Origin of the sequence: Rhodococcus sp. KBW08, from assembly GCF_003852455.1 — a bacterium.
GTDB lineage: Bacteria > Actinomycetota > Actinomycetes > Mycobacteriales > Mycobacteriaceae > Rhodococcus_F > Rhodococcus_F baikonurensis.
In genome coordinates this window covers 685,266-705,286 of record NZ_QAJJ01000018.1, presented here as the reverse complement: position 1 = coordinate 705,286, position 20,021 = coordinate 685,266, and the positions used below count along the sequence as shown (strand labels likewise).

The window sequence follows — 20,021 nt, the reverse complement described above, 5'->3', positions numbered from 1 at the left end:
CCACAGACTCCACGGCGAAAAGTTCCACTCGCCGATCCGGTTCTGCTACAGCAGTAGTCAAGACCGACTCGAACGCGTACATCAGACGGGAGGCAGTGGATTCCTCGAAGAGATCCGTGGCGTACGTCAGCTGAACGACGAGCCCGGAAGGTCGACCGTCGTTGTCGAACTGTTCCGCCGCGACAAAATCGAGGTCGACCTGAGTGGTCACCACCGTAGGTTCGATGCTCTCGATATGCAGCCCGTTGAGAGTCAACCGTGAATCGAGATGGTTCTGCAGCGCGAGACCGACCTGGAAGAGCGGTGAATACGACTGCGAGCGAACCGGATCGAGCACCTCCACCAGACGCTCGAACGGCACGTCACTGTGAGCGAAAGCCTGGAGGTCGGCGTCGCGGAGGCGGGACAGCAGGTCGAGGAACTGCTCATCTGGATCGACGCTGGTGCGCAACACCACGGTCCCGACGAACATGCCGACCACATCGTCGAGCATGCGTTCTCCGCGCCCGGCCGTCGGCGTCCCGACGGCGAAGTCGTAACTGCCGGTGAACCGCGACAGTACAACAGCCAGAGCCGCATGCAGCACCATGAAAGGCGTCGCACGATACCGTCGGGCCAAATCGGAAATCGCCTGTTGCAGGACAGGTTCGAGATGAGCGTTCAGAACCGATCCACGACCGGAAGCCACCGCGGGGCGGGGACGATCCAACGGGAGTTCGAGGACGGAGGGCAAGCCGTCGAGCATGTCCGACCAGAACGCGAGCTGGCGCGAGATCAGCGAGGTCGACGATTCTTCCGAACCCAACATCTCGAGCTGCCACAACGCGTAATCCGCGTACTGTACCTCGAGCGGCGACCACGACGGCTCCACCCCTCGGGTCCGCGCCTCGTACGCCACCATCACATCACGCGTCAACGGCCCCATCGAGAAACCGTCACCCGCAATGTGATGCACCGACATCGCCAGCACGAACTCGAACTCGTCGAGCTGGAACAGATGAGCTCGCACGGGAATCTCGGACGTGACGTCGAACGACGCACCGAGCACCTCGACCAGCAGGTCGTGGAGCGAATTCTCTTCAATGGCAATGACATCGAGGATCTCGGGAACCTGAGGTGCCTCGACAATCTCTTGGTATCCCATCCCGTCGTACTCCGGGTACACGGTTCTCAAGATCTCGTGACGGGCGATCACGTCGGCGACACTCACGCGCAGCGCCTCGACATCCAGCGGACCTACGAATCGAAGAACCACCGGGATGCTGTACGCCGACGAACCGGGATCGAACCGGTTGAGGAACCACATACGAGTCTGCGCCGGTGAGAGCGGAATCCTCACCGGTCTCGGCTGCGAACCCAGCGCGGGTCGCCGCGAAAGCTCGGCAGTTTCCACTACTGCAGCCAACGCTGCGACGGTGGGCGACTCGAAGACCACACGCACGGGCAGGTCGGTGCCCACCGCGGCGTTGATCCGTCCGAGCAACCGAGTCGCACTGAGCGAATTGCCGCCGCGTTCGAAGAAGTCGTCGTCGACTCCCACTTCGTCGGTCTTCCCGTCACCGAGGATCTCGGCAAAAGCGGTGGCTACCGACAGTTCGGCAGGCGTGGTGGGTGCGCGGAATCGACGTGCCTCGAAGATCGGTTCCGGGAGCGCCTGTCGATCTACCTTGCCTGTACTCCCCAGGGGGAGGGCGTGGAGTGTCATCAGGACAGTCGGCACCATGTAGCCGGGCAGGGTGGCACGCAGTCGGGTCAGGATCACCGACTTCTCGACTGTCGAACCCTCGACCGCGGTAACGTAACCGACCAGGTGTTGCTCGCCGGTGGCTGACGTCGTGACCGTGACTACCGCATCCTGAATCGACGGCTCGGCGCGCAACGCTGTTTCGATCTCACCGAGTTCTATGCGGAAGCCTCGAACCTTGACCTGGAAATCTGCACGCTCGAGGTATTCGAGACTGCCCGCCGCATTCCACCGAACGAGATCGCCGGTTCGATAGAGGCGCTCTCCCGTTTCATTCGGATCGGCGACGAAACGAGTCGCGTTCTGCCCCGGATCCCCGATGTACCCACGGGCCAGCTGAACTCCGGCGAGATAGAGCTCACCTGCAACACCGACCGGAACCGGATGAAGGCGGTCGTCGAGTACATGCAATCGTGTGTTCCATGCGGGAGTTCCGATCGGAACAGTCGCCACGTCGACACCACTCGTTCGGTGTGCCGTGACGCTGACCGCGGCCTCCGTGGGGCCGTACAGGTTGTAGACCTGCGCCGAACTCTGATCTCGCACATCCTTGGCGGTCTGTACCGGCAGTGCCTCACCGATGCACAGGATCCGGGTCAGAGAACTCGGCAGCCGACGCGCGGATGCACTGAGCAGTGACAACATCGAGGGAACGGCATGCAGCGTTGTCACCTGCTCGCGCTCCATGAGCAACGTGAGGTAGTCACCGTCCTGCTGTGCTCCCGACTCGGCGAGAATCAGGCAGGCACCGGTCTGCAACGCCCACCAGTACTCCCAGACCGACAGGTCGAAGGTGGCTGCGGTTTTGACGAGCACACGGTCATCGACATCGAGAGGGAACTGAGCCTGCTTCCACAAGAGTTGATTGGTGATCGCTCGATGGGAGATCGCTACGCCCTTGGGCTTTCCGGTGGATCCGGAGGTGTAAATCGCATACGCGATGTTGTCCGTGTGCAGGGGTGCGAGGCGTTCTGTGTCCCGAACGGGCGACCCGTCGGTACCGTCCAGCTCGAGTGTGTCGACGTCCACGACGCGGTACGGCCCGCCGACTGAATCGTGAGAAGTGTTCAGAACAACGGCGGTCTCGGCGGATTCGAGTATGTGCGCCGTGCGTTCTGCCGCCTGATCCGGGTCGAGAGGAACGTAGGCTCCGCCCGCCTTCACCACCGCGTACATGCACACGACCAGTTCGACGGAACGCCGAAGATTGAGCGCAACAGTCACTTCCGGGCCGACACCGATGCCGATCAGATATCGCGCCAGGCGATTGCTTTCGGCGTCGAACTCGGCATAGGTCAGGCGACGGTCACCGAAAACCAGTGCTTCGGCGTTCGGTGTTCTGTGCACCTGGGCGTCGAACAGATCCGCGAGGGTTGTCTCCGGAACGACCGTGTCGGTGTCGTTCCACGTCTTGACGGTGGCCGCGATCTCTTCGTCGCCGAGCAGAGCGATGTCGCCTACCGTGACGTTCGGGTCATGACCGATCGAATCGAGCACGCGCAGGAGGCGATTGGCGAATGTCGCCACCGTGGATTGGTCGAACAGATCCGTCGCGTAGGTGAACGACGCCGACATCGCACCCGACTCCCCCGGGGTGACTGTCAGGTGGAGATCGAACTTCGCCGTCTCGACTGGGGCGCCAACTGCCGCAATCTGCAGTCCGGGTAGCCCGAACATCGTCGGCGTGAGGTTCTGGAAGGACAGTGCCACCTGGAACAACGGATGGCGTGCCGTCGATCTGACGGGATCGATGATCTCGACGAGCTTCTCGAACGGCAGGTCCGCATGCGCGAAGGCGGCGAGATCCTGATCGCGGGTGTGGTCGAGCAGTTCCGTGAACGGCGCCGCCGTGTTCACCTGGGTTCGAAGTGCCAAGGTGTTCACGAACATCCCCACGAGCGCGTCGAGCGACTCGTGTCCACGTCCCGCGATGGGCGAACCGATAGTGATGTCGGCGCTGTCTCCCAGCCTTGCAAGTAGTACGGCGAACGCGGCGTGGACGACCATGAACAGGCTCGAGCCTGATCCGGCGGCGAGATCACGCAGTCGATCGGCGGTGTCCGAGCCGATCGTGAAGTGAATCTCCTTGCCCCGATAGCTCTGACGGGCCGGACGCTGCCGGTCCGTCGGCAGATTCAACTGGTCCGGAATTCCGGCGAGCGTGGACGTCCAGAACTGTATTTGCGCCTGAGCAACACCTGAAGGTTCGGATTCGGTTCCGAGCAGATCATGTTGCCAGAGAGCGTAATCCGCGTACTGAACGGGCAACGGCTCCCACTGCGGAGCGTCACCCGTAGAACGCGAGACATAGGCGCCCATGACGTCGGCTGCCAAGGGCCCGAGTGACGATCCGTCCGATGCGATGTGATGCATCACGACTGCGAGCACATGCTCGGTCTCGGAGATTCGATACAAAGCGGTCCGCAGCGGAACAGCAGTCGTCACGTCGAATCCGGCGCCGGCCAGAGCGAAGAGCCGTTCCAGCGCTTCGGCTTCGGTGACGTCGTGCTGAACCAGATCGAGATCCACCGACGACGCGGACAGGATCTCCTGACGGGGTCCGTCCGCGGTATCGGGATAGTAGGTACGCAACGACTCGTGACGTTCGACGACGTCACGAAGCGCAAGCGCCAATACAGACGCGTCCAGGGTGCCGCTCAGACGAAGCGCGAGCGGTAGGTTGTCCGTGGCAGCCGCGGCGTCGAATCGATTGAGGAACCACATCCGAGTCTGCGCCGGCGAGAGCGGAATACGTTCGGGTCGCGGTCGCGCTTCCAATCGAGGCTGGTCATCGCGTTCTGCCGAGCCCGCCAGCAGAGCCAGTTCTGCGACAGAGGGTGCCTCGAACAGCGCACGAACACCGAGTTTGACCCCGAACGAAGCGTTGACGCGGGCAATCGCCCGTGTGGCACTGAGCGAGTTTCCACCCAGCTCGAAGAAACTGTCTTCTGCTCCGACGGTGTCGGTACCGAGAACGTCGGCGAAAGCACTCGCGACACGAATCTCCGCGAGTGTCGTCGGCGCCCTGAACGTCGCCGAGGCGATGAACGCCGGAACGGGAAGTGCTGCGCGATCGAGCTTCCCGGCCGGAGTCAGGGGTAGCGAATCCAGCAGGACGACAGCAGTGGGCACCGAGGCTCGGGGCAACACCGCTGCGACGGCGTCGAGGATGTGCTCCGCCGACACCGCACCTGTGACGGTGACATAACCGACGAGTTGATCGCCGAGAGAGTCATGTCGGTGAACGGTGGCAGCGGAGGCGATCACTCCGCGGACGGAGGCGAGAGCTGATTCGATCTCTCCCAGTTCGATGCGGAGCCCGCGAAGCTGAACCTGGGCGTCGGATCGTCCGCAGTAGGCCAGTTCGCCCTGGCCGGTCCAGGTGACCACGTCACCGGTCCGGTACATCCTCGCGCCCGGTGCCCCGAACGGGTTCGCGACGAAGCGTTCTGCGGTCAACCCCTCGCGTCGGTGATACCCGCGAGCCAGGCCTGGGCCCGACAGATACAGCTCACCCCTGACCCCGACGGGGACGGGATTGAGGGCGGAATCGAGGACCAGAACATGGGCGCCTTCGAGCGGTGTGCCGATCGTGACGGACGCGAGTGAACGGTCACCTCCTTGTACACCGTCACCGAACAGCGCCACAGTCTCGGGGAGAGCCCCGGTCTTGGTGATGACGATGGTGCTCTCAGTCGGTCCGTAGCTGTTGAAGAGTCGTGTCGTGTCGTGAAAACGGTCGAGCAGTTGTGGTGGGAAAACGTCGCCACCGAGCACCACGGTTTCGAGGTCGGCGAGCGTAGTCGCATCGACGGTCGTCATCGCCGCCGGCGCTGTCACCACGTGAGTGATGTGGTGACGCCGGATCACGTCGGTGAGTTCGTCACCGGCGATGACCGTCGGCGGAGCGACCACCATCGTCGCACCGGCAGTGAACGCGAGGATCATCTCGAACATCGAGGCGTCGAAACTCGCGGAAGACAGTCGTAATACCCGAGAGTCTCGCGATACCGCCAGATCGGTGCGGGTGCGGGCGGAGAACACGGACAGTCCGCGGTGAGGGACGGCGACCCCCTTGGGGAGACCGGTCGAGCCTGACGTGTAGATCAGGTAGGCAACCTGATCGACGTGCAGTGGACGGATCCGATCGACATCGGTGACCTTCCCTGCGAAATATCGATCGAGATCGAGATCGTCGACCTCGATCGTGTCGATTCCGTTCGGAAGTGTCGGCGCCGTCACGGAGTCGGTGACGACGGCTCGCGCACCGGAGTCTCTCAGCATGTGAGCGATACGCTCGTCGGGGTATGTCGGATCCACCGGAACGTACGTTGCGCCCGTCTTGGCCACGGCCCACAGCGCGAGAATGGATTCAGCCGATCGCGGAAGAGAAACTGCGACAGCCGTTTCGGGGCCTGCTCCGCGCTCGATGAGGAGACGAGCCAGCTGCGAGGATCGCAAATCCAGCTCGCTGTACGTCATCTCGACACACGACTCGGAGACGATAGCCACACTCTCGGATTCCGAATGCAGGGTCAGAAGATCCGCCAGGGTGCGAACTGTTGGCGCAGGCGGACCGAATACGGACGTGAGCCTGGTGTATTCGCCCTCGGCCAGTACGTCGATATCAGCGACGGCCGTGTCGGGAGCCTCCACAATCTGCGCGAGAATCCGGTAGAACCGCTCCGCAAATCCGTCCACGGACTCGCCGGCGAAGAGATCTGTGGCGTAGGTCCAGGTGAGATTCATCGAATCAGCGTGCTCGACCATCGTGACCTGGATGTCGAACTTCGAGGGCACGACTGCGTTGTCCACGGCCTCGATCTCGAGGCCGGGCAGCGCGAATGCCGCGGTTCCCTCCTGCTCTTGCGAGAGCGCCACCTGGAATATCGGCGCGTGGGCCTGGGATCGAGGGGGTTGCAGAATGTCGATCAGCCGCTCGAACGGTAGGTCCGCATTCTCGAATGCAGCGAGGTCGGTGGCTCGCACCTGGGCCAACAAATCCAGGAACGACATCGCCGGCGTGAGACGGCTACGCAGGGCCACCGTGCCGACGAACATTCCGACCACGTCGTCCAGCGCCGGTTCGCCGCGTCCGGAAATCGGTGTCCCGATCACCACGTCATCGGTCGCGGCGAGGTTGGACAGAAGAACCGCGAGGGCCGCATGAAGCACCATGAATGGCGTGGCTCCGTGCGTGCGGCCCACCTGCTTCACAGCGCCGGCCATCTCGGACGTCAGCACCAGTTCGGTGCTCGCTCCGCGCAACGACGCAATCGCCGGCCGCGGGAAATCGGTGGGCAGTTCGAGAAGCTCCGGCGCTCCGGCCAACTGGTCACGCCAGTACTCGGCCTGCCTCGAAGCAACACTGGTCCGGTCACTTTCCGAACCGAGGACCTGGTGCTGCCACACGCTGTAGTCGGGATACTGAACTACCAGGGGCGTCAGCGACGGCTCTGCTCCCGAACGGCGTGCCGAGTAGGCGAGAACCAGATCCCGAGCGAGCGGCGCCACTGACCCACCGTCCGCGGCGATGTGGTGAACCACGGCGGCCAGGATGTGTTCGTCGGCCGAGAGTTCGAACAGATTCACCCGCAACGGGATTTCCCGGGTGACGTCGAAGCCCTCGCTCAGAGCGCCGACAATCAGGTCGGCAGCCTGTTCGGGAGAAACCACCGTGTGACGGAAGGGTATGTCGGCATCTCCGAGAACGGACTGATAGGGCCCAGCTGCGTCTTCGGGGAAGATGGTTCGCAGGGATTCGTGACGAAGAAGGATGTCCGACAGCGCTTCTCGCAGAGCTGAGGAATCGAGCTGCCCGCGCAGGCGAAGGACGAGCGGGATGTTGTATGCGGGTGAGGTGGGATCGTATCGATTGAGAATCCACATTCGTGATTGCGCGGGCGAGAGGGGGATCCGATCCGGCCTGGGCCCGGCCGTCAGAGTGAGACGGGTACTACGGTGCGCTCCGTCGACTGCCGCAGCGAGCGCCGCGACTGTCCTGGCGTCGAAGAGGACCCGAACCGAGAGGGCAACCGAGAGTTCGGTGCCGACTCGTCCCATCACTCGGGTAGCGCTCAGCGAGTTTCCACCGAGGTCGAAGAAGTCGTCCACCACGCTCACCTGGTCGACATCCAGAACGTCGCCGAAGATCCGACTGATCAACGTCTCCGTCTTCGTAACCGGTGCGACGAACGCGTTCCGATGCATCGTCGGCGCGGGTAGTGCTCGGTAATTGACTTTGCCGGCCGGTGTCAGCGGAATCTCCTCGACGACGATCACGGAGCCCGGAATCATATGTGCGGGTAGCAGACTGGAGACGAAGGTGCGTACTTCCTCCGGGTCCAGATGCTCACCAACGACGTACGAGTGCAGCCCGTCGGTCTGGTGTGCGGTCGTCACCGCAGTTCGCACGCCCGCGTGCACGGCGAGCACTGCGTCGATCTCACCGAGTTCGATGCGGAACCCACGAATCTTGACCTGTGAATCGCTACGGCCGAGATACTCGAGTTCCGTTCCACGACGTCGCACGAGGTCGCCGGTGCGGTACATCCGCAGGCCCGAGCGTGCGGGATCGGCAACGAATCGCGCTGCCGTCAGGTCGCCGCGACGGTGGTAACCGCGGGCCAGTCCACGCCCGCTCAGATACAGCTCACCTGTAACACCGTCCGGAACGGGACGGAGGCGAGAGTCGAGAACATGTGCGACGGTCCCGACAACGGGACCACCGATGGTGATCCGATCGGTCGCCGACATGGGTCCCGCGAGGGTAGCCATGACGGTGGACTCGGTGGGACCGTACGCGTTGAACATCTTTCGTGTCGGTGCCCACAGCGCGGCCAACGCAGCGTCGCACGCTTCACCCCCGACGATCACGACACCCAGATCGGGAACGTCCGCCGGTTCGACCGTGGCCAGAGCTGCCGGGGTCACGAACGCATGGGTGATCTTCGACGCGCGCATGAGATCTGCCAGCTCGGCACCGCCGTAAACTCCGGTGGGAACAACAAGCATCGCGGCGCCCGCACCAACGCCCATTGCCAGTTCGAGCACCGAAGCATCGAAGCTCGGTGAGGCGAAATGCATGGTGCGACTGCGGTTGTCGAGTCCGTATCGTCGAACCTGTTCGCCGACCAACGCCGCCAGCCCCGCATGCGAGACGGCGACGCCCTTGGGAACGCCGGTCGATCCCGACGTGTAGATGACGTACGCGGTGTTGTCCATCCGAATCGGTGACGTGCGTTCGGAGTCGACGAGTCGAGCGTCGCCGACATCGGCGCGATCCAATGACACCGCCACGTCGTCGGTCAGCGTCAGGACTGCACCCGAATCGGTGAGCATGTGCTCGATACGCTCGGCCGGGTAACTCGGGTCGACGGGCACGAAAGCGGCTCCGGTCTTGGCGACGGCCCAGGTCGCGAGGACGGACGTCACAGATCGTGGAATGGCAATCGCCACTACCGATTCGGGACCGATTCCTTGCGCGACGAGTGCCCGCGCCCACCGATTGGTGCGCCGGTCTACGTCGTCGTACGAGAGTTCGAGGTCGCCGCACAGCAACGCCGAACCGCCGTTCGACCTGCTGACGCCGGCAGCAAGTATCTCCGGCAGCGTCAGTTCTGCCAGAGCGACCGTATCTGCAGCTTCCTGGCGTTCGATCTCTGGCATCGTCCGCAGATCGAGGTCGCCGACCACTGATTCCGGTTCAGCGACGGCAGTGTCGAGAACGGCGGCAAACCGAGCCGCGATCTCGCGCACGGTCGGTTCGTCGAAGATGTCGACTGCATAGGTCCACGTCGTGGTCACCGACCCGTCCGGGCCCGGAGACGACACATCCAGTTGGAGATCGAATTTCGAGATCCTCGCATCCAACGCGACCTGAGAGACGGTAAGGCCGGGAAGCTGCACGGATGGAGTCGGAATATCGCCGGTGGCGAGTACTACCTGGAAGAGGGGGTGGTGCGCCGACGAACGAGGCGGGTCGAGCACCTCCACCAGACGCTCGAAGGGAATGTCGGCGTGGGCAAATGCCGAGAGGTCGGCGTTGCGGGTCGTCTCGAGCAGTGCGCGGAAAGTTGCGGCCGGATCCACTTGTGTCCGAAGAACCACGGTCCCGACGAACATGCCGACGAGATTGTCGAGGGTCCGATCGCCGCGTCCGCTGACCGGGGTGCCGATCGCGATGTCGGTCTCCCCCGCCATCCGGGACAGCAGAACCGACAATGCGGAGTGCAGGACCATGAACGGTGTGGATCGAGTGCTGCGAGCCAGGGTTTCCACGGCGCTGTAGGTCTGAGCGGAAACTGCCGACGACACCGTCCCTCCGCGATACGAGGCGACGGGCGGATGCGTTCGGTCCGTGGGGAAATCGAGGCGAGTCGGCACGTTCGTCAATGCGCCGCGCCAGTAGTCGATCTGCCGTGACGCCTCCGACCGCGGATCGTCCTCGTCGCCGAGATAATCGATCTTCCAGAGCGTGTAGTCCGCGTAGTGGACACTCAACGGCGTCCACTGCGGCGCCTCGCCCGCCAACCTCGATGCGTATGCCGTCATCACGTCCGCGGCCAGTGGCTGCATCGACCACCCGTCGCCGCTGATGTGGTGAACGACCAGAACAAGAACGTGCTCCCGCCCAGAGGACCGCAGAAGCGCGACCCGCACGGGGACCTCAGTGGTGACGTCGAACCCGCTGCCGACCACTTCGCTGATCACCGCGACTGGGTCACTGACATCCACCGGTTCGAGATCGACCGGCACCTCGTCGAGAATGCGCTGGTACGGCCCCTGCTCCGAATCAGGATAGAGAGTTCGCAGCACCTCGTGCCGGTCGACGACGTCGCTGATCGCCTGGTGCAGAACCTGGACGTTCAGGTCGCCCGACAGCGAGAGTGCTGCCGCAATGTTGTATGCCCCGGATTCCGGATCGAAACGGTTGAGGAACCACATTCTCTGCTGGGCCGGTGAGAGCGGAATCCGTTCCGGTCGCTGCCGTGGAGCGAGCCCTGTGCCCGTGGGCCGATCACCGTCTGCGACAAGTTCAGCCAGCGCACCGACCGTCGGAGCATCGAACAGTTCTCGAACACCCAGCGAGGATCCCAGCGCCGAATTTATCCGCGCCACGGCCCGCGTAGCCGTGAGCGAGTTGCCACCGAGGACAAAGTAGTCGGCGGTGACGCCGATACGGTCCACTCCGAGGAGCTCGGAAAAGATTGCCGCAATGGCTTTTTCGGATTCGGAGGACGGAGCGACGTATTCTCCTGCAGCCACATCCGGTTCCGGCAGAGCTCGCCTGTCAAGTTTACCGTTCGGACCGAGCGGCATCGACGACAAGATCACGAAGACGGAGGGGACCATGTATGTGGGCAACTTCGCCCGCGCATGAGCGGCGAGAAGCGCAGTGTCGGTTGCCGATTCAGCAGTGACGTAAGCGACCAGGCGGTCCTCGTGTACGACGGTGACGGCGGCGAGAACACCCGTGAGTTCCACCAGGACGGCGTCGATCTCGCCGAGTTCCAAGCGCTGTCCGCGAAGCTTCACCTGAAAATCGGTACGCCCGAGATACTCGATCTCACCACGGGCATTCCACATGACGAGGTCACCGGTGCGGTACAAGCGCCCAGTGCCGAAAGGGTTGGCCACAAAGCGATCTGCAGTCAGATCAGGACGATCCACGTAGCCACGGGCGAGCTGCACTCCCGCGAGATACAGCTCTCCCGGAACTCCTATCGGGCTGGGCGTCAGGCGCTGATCCAGCACGTAGGTTCGAGTGTTCCAGACCGGAGCACCGATCGGCACCGGGCCCGTTGCCGCGGAATCCGTCTCGTGGAACGTCACGTCCACGGCAGCTTCGGTGGGACCGTAGAGATTGTGCAGATCTGCACCGATTCGTTCGTGGAAGCGACTCACCGTCGCACGCGGAAGTGCCTCACCGCTTGCGAACACCCTTCGAACGGACTCGAGTTGCGAGAGATCTCCGTCGACGAGAAAGACGTCGAGCATCGACGGGACGAAGTGCAAGGTGGTGACACCTTCGCGAGCGATCAACTCCGACAGGTAACGCGCATCGCGGTGTCCGTCGGGTTCGGCTACGACCAGCCTCGAACCGGTGACGAACGGCCAGAACAACTCCCACACCGAAACGTCGAAGGTGGCCGGCGTCTTGTGCAGCACGACATCCCGAGGCGAGAGCGGGTATTGATGTTGCATCCACAGCAGGCGATTGACTATCGCACGATGCGAGACTGCAACACCTTTGGGTTTCCCGGTGGACCCGGACGTGAACATCACGTAGGCAACGTGATCCGGAGATACGTGACCGGAACGCTCGACGTCCTCGATCCGGTCGGTGGAGTACCCCGAAAGATCGATCTCGTCGAGAAGCACCGGCTCGATCTCCGCAGGCAGAGATGCGGCATCGGCCGTCATCGACAGCACTACCGATGGTGCTCCTATGTCGAGCACATGCCGGATCCGCTCACCCGGGTGTTTCGGATCGATCGGAAGATACGCTCCACCTGCGGCGATGACGGCGTGGACCGCGACCACGTAATGCGCACTTCGTTGCAGCGCGATCGCAACGAGAGACTCGGGCCCGACCCCACAGTCGACGAGGTGGCGAGCAAGAGAGTTGACCTGGGCACGGAATTCACGGTAGCTGACCGTCGCGTCTCCGAAGGTCATTGCAGCACCGGACATGTCGGCGACGTCAGCGTCGGCGAAGATCAGATCGAGCAGCGTCGCATCGACCACAGGGTGGGAAGTGTTGTTCCACTCGTCGAGCACGAGCCGACGTTCGGCATCGTCGAGAGAGTCGATGTCCCGGATGCGGACACTCTCCTCGGTCATCGCAGCAAGTATCGATGCGAGACGTCCGCCCAGACGCACCGTGGCGTCGTGGTCCATTGCGTCGGGTGCGTACTCGATGGTGAGACGGAGGCTCGGTTCGAGGACGGTGACCAGCGCCAGCGGGTAATGAGTCGCGTCTGCGACCTCGATACCCGTGATGCGCATCCCGGCGATGTCCGTCGCGGATTCGAGCGCCGAACGATCCACGGGATACGACTCGAACACCGTCAACGTGTCGAACACCGCGCCGGCGCCCACCGCCGACTGCACCTCGGCAAGACCGACGTGATGGCTGTCGAGCAACCGGACCTGCTCGGACTGAACTTGTTCGAGCAGTTCGGAAACCGAACCGTCCGGGTCCACGCGGACGCGAACGGGGACGGTGTTGATGAACAGGCCGAGAATGTCTTCGACCCCGGTCAGCGACGCGGGTCGACCGGAGACGGTGGCGCCGAACACGACGTCGTCACGCCCGAGCATTCCACCCAGCAGCAGGCCCCATGCTGTCTGGACGACGGTGTTGACCGTGACCCCGGTGCGCTTGGCCAACGCGACGACGGCCTCGGTCGACGAGGCTTCCAGCGGGACGTCGACGTCCACGGGAACTGCGTGCACGGAGGATTCGGCGCGGTGCGGTGCGATCAGCGTCGGTTCGTCCGCCCCCGCCAGCGCGCCGGTCCACCGTTCCAATGCCTCGCCGTTGTCTTGTTCGGCCAGCCAGTCCAGATACGTGCGGTACGACCGAGCAGGAGCCGAGAGCGATGTGTCGGCGGCGTAGAGCGAAAGTAGATCGCGCACCAACAACGGCATCGACCAACCGTCGAAGAGAATGTGGTGATTGGTGACGATCAGGTGCGCGGAGGCCGAACCCTCGCGCACCAGAACTGCACGAAGCAGCGGAGGGGTTGTGAGATCGAAGGGCGTCGTACGCTCTCGTTCCGCGATGGCGTGCGGGTCACCCCCGAGCACCTCCCGCCACGGAGTTGTCACGGAATCGAGAACGAGCTGTGCTGCAACGCCGTTCGAGTCGTAGACGAAGGTGGTCCGAAGCGCGGCGTGACGCTCGAACAGTCTCGAGAGCGACCGGTGTAGTCGCTCGCTGTCGACGATTCCAGCCAGCGACAGAACGATCTGGCCGGTGTAGACATCGACTGTATCGGCGGTGAGGCCGGCGTGGAACTGGAATCCGGCTTGCAGCGGAGAGAGCGACCAGATGTCCTCCAGGTGGCCGAACCGCTTCTCCCACAGTTCTATTTCGTCCTGTGACGTCGAGACCAGAGGCACGTCGGACGGCGTGAGACCGGCATGATCACCGACGGAGGCGACAATCTTCTCCAGGGCATCGCGCCACGACTGTGCAAGCTCCTCGACTTCTCCGGGTTCGAAGATGCCTTCGGGGAAGGCAAATGTCGCCGAAAGGTATTCGCCGTGCGGTCCGTCCACGACCGCGGCGTTGATGTCGATCGCACGGCTGACAGCGAGATCGCTTCCACTGCCGTTGTTGAGATCGATTCCGGCATCGGGAATCCAGCCGGCGGAACGCAGTTCGTCGCTGAACTCCGCGGTGGACAGTTTGCCCAGGTAGTTGAAACCGATCTGTGGCTCCGGACCGGTCAGCATCCCGGCACGGCGTAGCAGCCCGTACCCGATGCCGGACCCGGGTGTAGCTCGCAGCTGTTCCTTGACGGATTTCACGACCGTAGGTACGTCCGCTCCGAGTCCGGTGAGATCCATTCGGACCGGGTACACCGCTGTGAACCAACCGACGGTCCGGGACAGGTCAGCGCCGGGCAGCACGTCTTCGTCACGTCCGTGACCTTCGAGCGCGACGAGCACGCGCTGCGATCCGCTCCAGGTGCGTATTGCCAGGGCAAGTGCGCTGAGCAATCCGTCGTTGACACCGCTCCGATAGTGCGACGGCACGGAGCGCAACAAGTGATCCGTCATGCCGTGGTCGATGTCGATCCGCACCCTACGGAGTGACGACCCTCGGTCCCGTTCCGCATCGAGTGGACGCGAACCACAGAGTGCAGCGGCGGAGTCGAGGACCTCTCGCCAGTACTCGAGTTCCGCCGACGGTGACACGTCGGCGAGTCCGTGCGACCAACGCCGCAGTGACGTACCGACGGGCATCAATACCGGTGTGCCACCGTCAATGATCTGTTGCCACGCAGCGGCGAAGTCGGGAAGCAGAATCCGCCAGGAGACACCGTCTACGACAAGGTGGTGGATGACGATGACCAAGCGGCCCGAACCGAGCACCGAATCGAGCCAGACCATCTGAACTGTGACGCCGCGGTACGGATCGAGCCTCGAGGCGGCGTCTGCGGTCGCCTCGGTGAGAGCGTCCTCGAACTCCGGGTTTCCGGGTGCCGCGTCGGTGACCGTTCGGCGAACCCATGTATCGACGGCACAGGTCGGGGCAATGTCGAGCCCGGAGTGGTCGGGCAGCAAGCGCGCACGGAGCGCGTCGTGCCGATCGACAACCACCTGTAGAGTCGCGACGAGACGCGAAAGATTCACTCCAGCAGGAACACTGACTGACACGGCTTGATAGAAGGCATCGATGCTGCCGGCCGTGCCCAGGATCTCGGTAGCGATCGGGGTCAGGGGGACAAACCCCACTCCCCCACCCGGCAATTCGTCGAGCACAACGGATTCATCTGCCGGACGCGCAATTTCGGCCAATCGAGCCACGGTCTTACGTTCGAACACATCGCGCGGGGTGAAGACGACGCCGGCTGATTTCGCTCGCGAGACGAGTGAGATGGCAACGATGCTGTCTCCGCCCAGTGCAAAGAACGAATCGTCGACGCCGACTCGCTCGATGCCGAGAACTGACGCAGCGGCGTCGGCGATGATGCGCTCGACCGGCCCGCTCGGTGCCCGGTAATTCTGGTCGGCCGACCGAAGTTCCGGTTCGGGTAACGCTTGGCGATCGATCTTTCCGGCCGGGGTCAATGGCACGTCGACCAGCGGCACCAACTGCGACGGAACCATGTGGGCGGGCAGGAATCGAGATGCGTGTGCGGTCAGAGCCTCTTCGTCGAGACTGTAGCCGGCCTTGATCTTCACGTACGAGTACACGGTGCCGCGAGCCAGCGTCACGACGACATCGACGGATTCATGCTGTGCGAGAACAGCGTCGATCTCACCGAGTTCGATCCGAAGTCCATTGACCTGCACCTGGAAATCGGAGCGGCCGACATACTCGAGCGAGAGCTCCGGAGTCCAACGCACTATGTCACCGGTGCGGTACAACCGAGTTCCGCCGCCGAGAGGGTCAGCGACAAAACTCGCAGCGGTCAGGGCCGAACGTGCGTGGTAGCCCTGAGCCAATCCGGGGCCACCGAGATACAGTTCACCGGCCACACCGACCGGCACTGGCCGCAACCAGCGGTCCAGAACCATCAGATGTGCGCCTTGAACGGGTGAACCGATCGTGATGGCGTCGTCGAGTGACAGCGGAGACGTCGTGGTGATGACGATCGTCGATTCGGTGGGGCCGTAGCTGTTGTAGAACCGGCAGATCGGGCCGAAGCGCCGAACCAGATCCGGCGGACACACGTCGCCACCGACAACGACGGCTTCGAGATCCGGGAGAACGGTGGCGTCCACAGTGCTCAGAATTGCCGGCGCACTGATGATGTGGGTGACTCGCTCGCTGCGCAGTAGTTCGGTGAGCTCGTCGCCGCCGAAGACATCGGACGGAGCGATGACCATCGTCGCACCGGCACTGAACGCCTGGACCATTTCGAAGACTGAAGCGTCGAAACTTGCCGACGAGAATCTCAGTACCCGCGAATGCACTCCGACACCGAGTTCAGGACGACCCCAGGCGGTGAAATCGACCAACGCGTTATGCGTGACGGCAACACCTTTCGGCGTACCGGTGGACCCGGACGTGTAGATCAGATACGCGGTGTGATCGCTTCGCAACGGCGCCGTGCGGTCGGCGTCGCCGACAACGGACTCGTCACCGACATAACTGAATCCGTCGATCGAGATCCAGTCCGGATCGCCGGGCAAGAACTGTCGGACAGTCGAATCGGTTAGTCCCACAACAGCATTACTGTCCCGAACCATGTGAGCGATTCGTTCGATCGGGTACGCGGGGTCCACCGGAACACAGGCAGCGCCGGTCTTGGCAACCGACCACCACGCGACGACGGCATCGATCGATCGGGGCAGCGCGATCGCCACACCGGCACCGGGTCCTACTCCGAGCCGGATGAGCATTCGAGCAAGAACGTTGGATCGTCGATCGAGTTCGCGGTAGGTGAGCTGCCGAGCTCCACATTGCAGTGCGATCCCCTCCGGCGACGCCGTGACGCCGGCCGAGAGAATCGAGGGCAATGTCATCGGCTTCAGCGCGGCAGGTCCGCGCGCCGGAACGAGTGACATCCGTTCCTCGTCGCTCAGGATCTCGAGATCGAGAACCCGGGTGTCCGGCAGCGCGTCACCGTAGCGAATCAACAGGTCGACGTACCGACGAACGTGGTCGCTGAGGGTATCCGCGTCGTACAGATCGGGATTGGCCTCGAAATCGATTCTCGGCGCCTCACCCGACGCACTCGGATAGATGTTGACCGACAGGTCTTCCACCGGCCCCGTCGACAGCACGTGGAATCGACCGGTCACCGAACCCAGGACCACTTCGGGGTGAAAGTTCATGATGTTGATCGCGGGACCGAAGAATCCACGCTCGGCGCCGAGGCCTCGATCGCGTCGCATGTCTTCGGTGCGGTATCGCTGATGTCTGAGCGCACCGGTCAATTCCAGCTGGACTGCCGCGCTCAATTCGGCGACGGTGGTCCTCGCAGTCACCGAGACTCGTACCGGAACGACATTGGAGATCATTCCACCCGAACCACGCAGAACTTTGTTCGTTCGAGCAGTCACCGGCAAACTCAGGACCACGTCTTCGGTGCCGGTCACACGGGCGAAATAGAGCGCAAAGGCCGCTACCGCCACCACAGAAGAGAATCCGTCCGCGTTGACCATCGCATTCGCGGCGTCGAGTGGTCGTCCGACAACGACAGCACCCGCTGTGGCGTCCATCCGCCTGCCGGCCAGGCTCGAGGCTGCGGGAAGCTCAGCCGTCTTGGCTGCCCAGTAGTCCCGATCCCTGGTGAATCGCGGCGAACGGCGGTATTCGGCCTCGGCCGCGTACACGGCACCAAGATCGTGGGCCGAGGATTCCGGGACTTCGAGACCGGCAACCTCCGCCGAGTACAACTCGGCGATGCGTGTCATGAAGTTCATGGCGCCGTAGCCGTCGAGTACCAGATGGTGGATCCGGCAGTACCAGTAATGACGGTTCGCGCCGACGCTCAGAACCGCAGATTTCACCAACCGATCAGTGAGTAGGTCGAAAGGGCGGGTGTACTCGTTCCGCATCCACTCGAGTGCGGCCGTCTCCGGCTCGAGTTCGCAGCTCAGATCGACGACCTCGACGCTCTGGCTGAGGTCGGAATCGATCTGCTGAAAAGGTTCGCCGTCCACCTCGAGGAGTTTCAGCATTCCGGAGCCGAACTCATGCGCTGCTGCGACGCAGGCCCTTTCGAGAACCGCAGCGTCGAGAGATCCGTCGACCACGACATACTGCGCGATCGTGATCGGCACATCGGTACGCAGTAGCTGGGCAAACCAGATTCCGCGTTGTGCGTTGGTCAGCGGAAAGGGCTCGAAACGTCGATCAGCATGCACAGCGTCGTTCTCTCATCTGCCGAAAAAAGTACCGACGGCCTGCATCGATTGCTGTGGGCTTGCGGCGCGAGATGACCGAACCGGCTACCACTCGACACAGTCCGCCGATTGATCAAAGATAGGGTTGCATAACCTTCCCATCTCGTCAAATGGCAAAACAAGTTCCGAACTGAACATTTGAAGGATTCCGCGAGGTCTGTTTCTGCAGATCAGGCCTGCGCTCCGACCGCTGCCTCCGAATTCGGCGCATCATGCGCCGGATACGCATGCACCAGGGCAGTGGCGAGCTTGGGCACCGCATGAGTGAGCGAATGCTCGGCGCTGTGCGCGATTGCGTGAGCTTCGGCAAGAGTTGCCCGTGGATCGATGTCGAGTTCCGCATCGGCGTGCAACCGGTGCCCGATCCATCGCATCTTCAGATCACGTACGCCGAGAACTCCAGGCTCGTGTTGCAGCGCATGTTCGGCATCGTCCACCAACTCCGGTTCGACGCCGTCCATCAACCGCCGGAAGACGTCTCGCGCTGCGGTCCTCAGCACTGCCACGATGGCCACGGTGATGACAAGGCCGATGATCGGGTCTGCCAACGGGAAACCCAGCGCAACTCCCCCCGCCCCCAGAAGGACTGCGAGCGAAGTGAATCCGTCTGTGCGAGCATGCAATCCATCGGCCACCAGAGCCGCGGAACCGATCTGCCGCCCCACTCTGATCCGATACAACGCCACGAGTTCGTTGCCGATGAAACCGATCAAACCTGCAGCCGCTACCCAACCGAGGTGCTCGATCTCCACCGGATTGATCAAACGCCGCACTGCCTCCACACCGGCAATCACCGCCGACAATGCGATCATCGCAAGCACGAACAATCCGGCCAGGTCCTCCGCACGGCCGAACCCGTAGGTGTAACGCCTGGTCGCCGCACGTCGGCCGAGCGCAAAGGCAATCCAGAGTGGGACTGCCGTGAGCGCGTCGGAGAAGTTGTGAATCGTGTCCGCCAGCAGCGCCACCGAACCCGAGATCGCCACGATCGCAACCTGAGCAACTGCGGTGACCCCGAGCGCGACAAGACTGATCTTGACCGCCCGGATGCCAATTACGCTCGATTCCAACGCGTCGTCGACACTGTCGGCAGCGTCGTGACTGTGCGGGGAGAACACTTCGCGAACTGCCGATCGAAATCCCTTCGGGCCGTGGCCATGACCGTGACCACGGCCATGACTGTGACCGTGTCCGTGGGTCGTCTTCGGCTCGTGTGTCATGACGCACCTTCTTCTTGATCGGCACGATCGACCTTCGCCGAGCGCTCCGGGTGAATCTCCCGAAGCTCACCTTCACTACGGTGATGCCCCGGCAATCCGGGTCCGGCATGTTCGGCATTGAAGACCGCATCCGTAACCAGTTGGCGCACATGGTCGTTCTCCAGGCGATAGAACACCGTCGTACCATCACGGCGCGTTCGCACCAACCTCGCCATACGCAGTTTCGCCAGGTGCTGTGACACCGAAGGCGCCGGCTTGCCGACACGTTCTGCCAGCTCGTTCACCGAGCACTCGCGGTCGACCAATGCCCACAACACCTGCACACGAGTTGCGTCGGCGAGCATGCGGAACACCTCGACCACAAGGTCGACTTGATCATCGGGAAGCTTGCGGCGACAAACACCACTATCTGCGTTCATACGTAGATAGTAGATCATGGTGGACGCCGAAGATGATCCCTCGTC

At 62.9% G+C, this 20,021-nt stretch carries 3 protein-coding genes; all 3 read right to left on the bottom strand.

The annotated features are described in order from the left end of the window. Window positions 1-18,298 (bottom strand): non-ribosomal peptide synthase/polyketide synthase (locus DBV08_RS26990; protein ID WP_124569420.1); only part of this gene is annotated, 18,298 nt, incomplete at its 3' end. A gap of 209 nt (window positions 18,299-18,507) precedes the next feature. Continuing rightward, window positions 18,508-19,557, bottom strand: coding sequence for a cation diffusion facilitator family transporter (locus tag DBV08_RS26985; RefSeq protein WP_124569419.1), 1,050 nt, complete (start codon window positions 19,555-19,557; stop codon window positions 18,508-18,510). Further along, window positions 19,554-19,976: a metalloregulator ArsR/SmtB family transcription factor gene (locus DBV08_RS26980; protein ID WP_148090794.1), complete on the bottom strand. Its 423-nt coding sequence runs from the start codon at window positions 19,974-19,976 to the stop codon at window positions 19,554-19,556. The genes DBV08_RS26985 and DBV08_RS26980 overlap by 4 nt, the downstream gene beginning before the upstream one ends. Window positions 19,977-20,021: the final 45 nt, after the last annotated feature.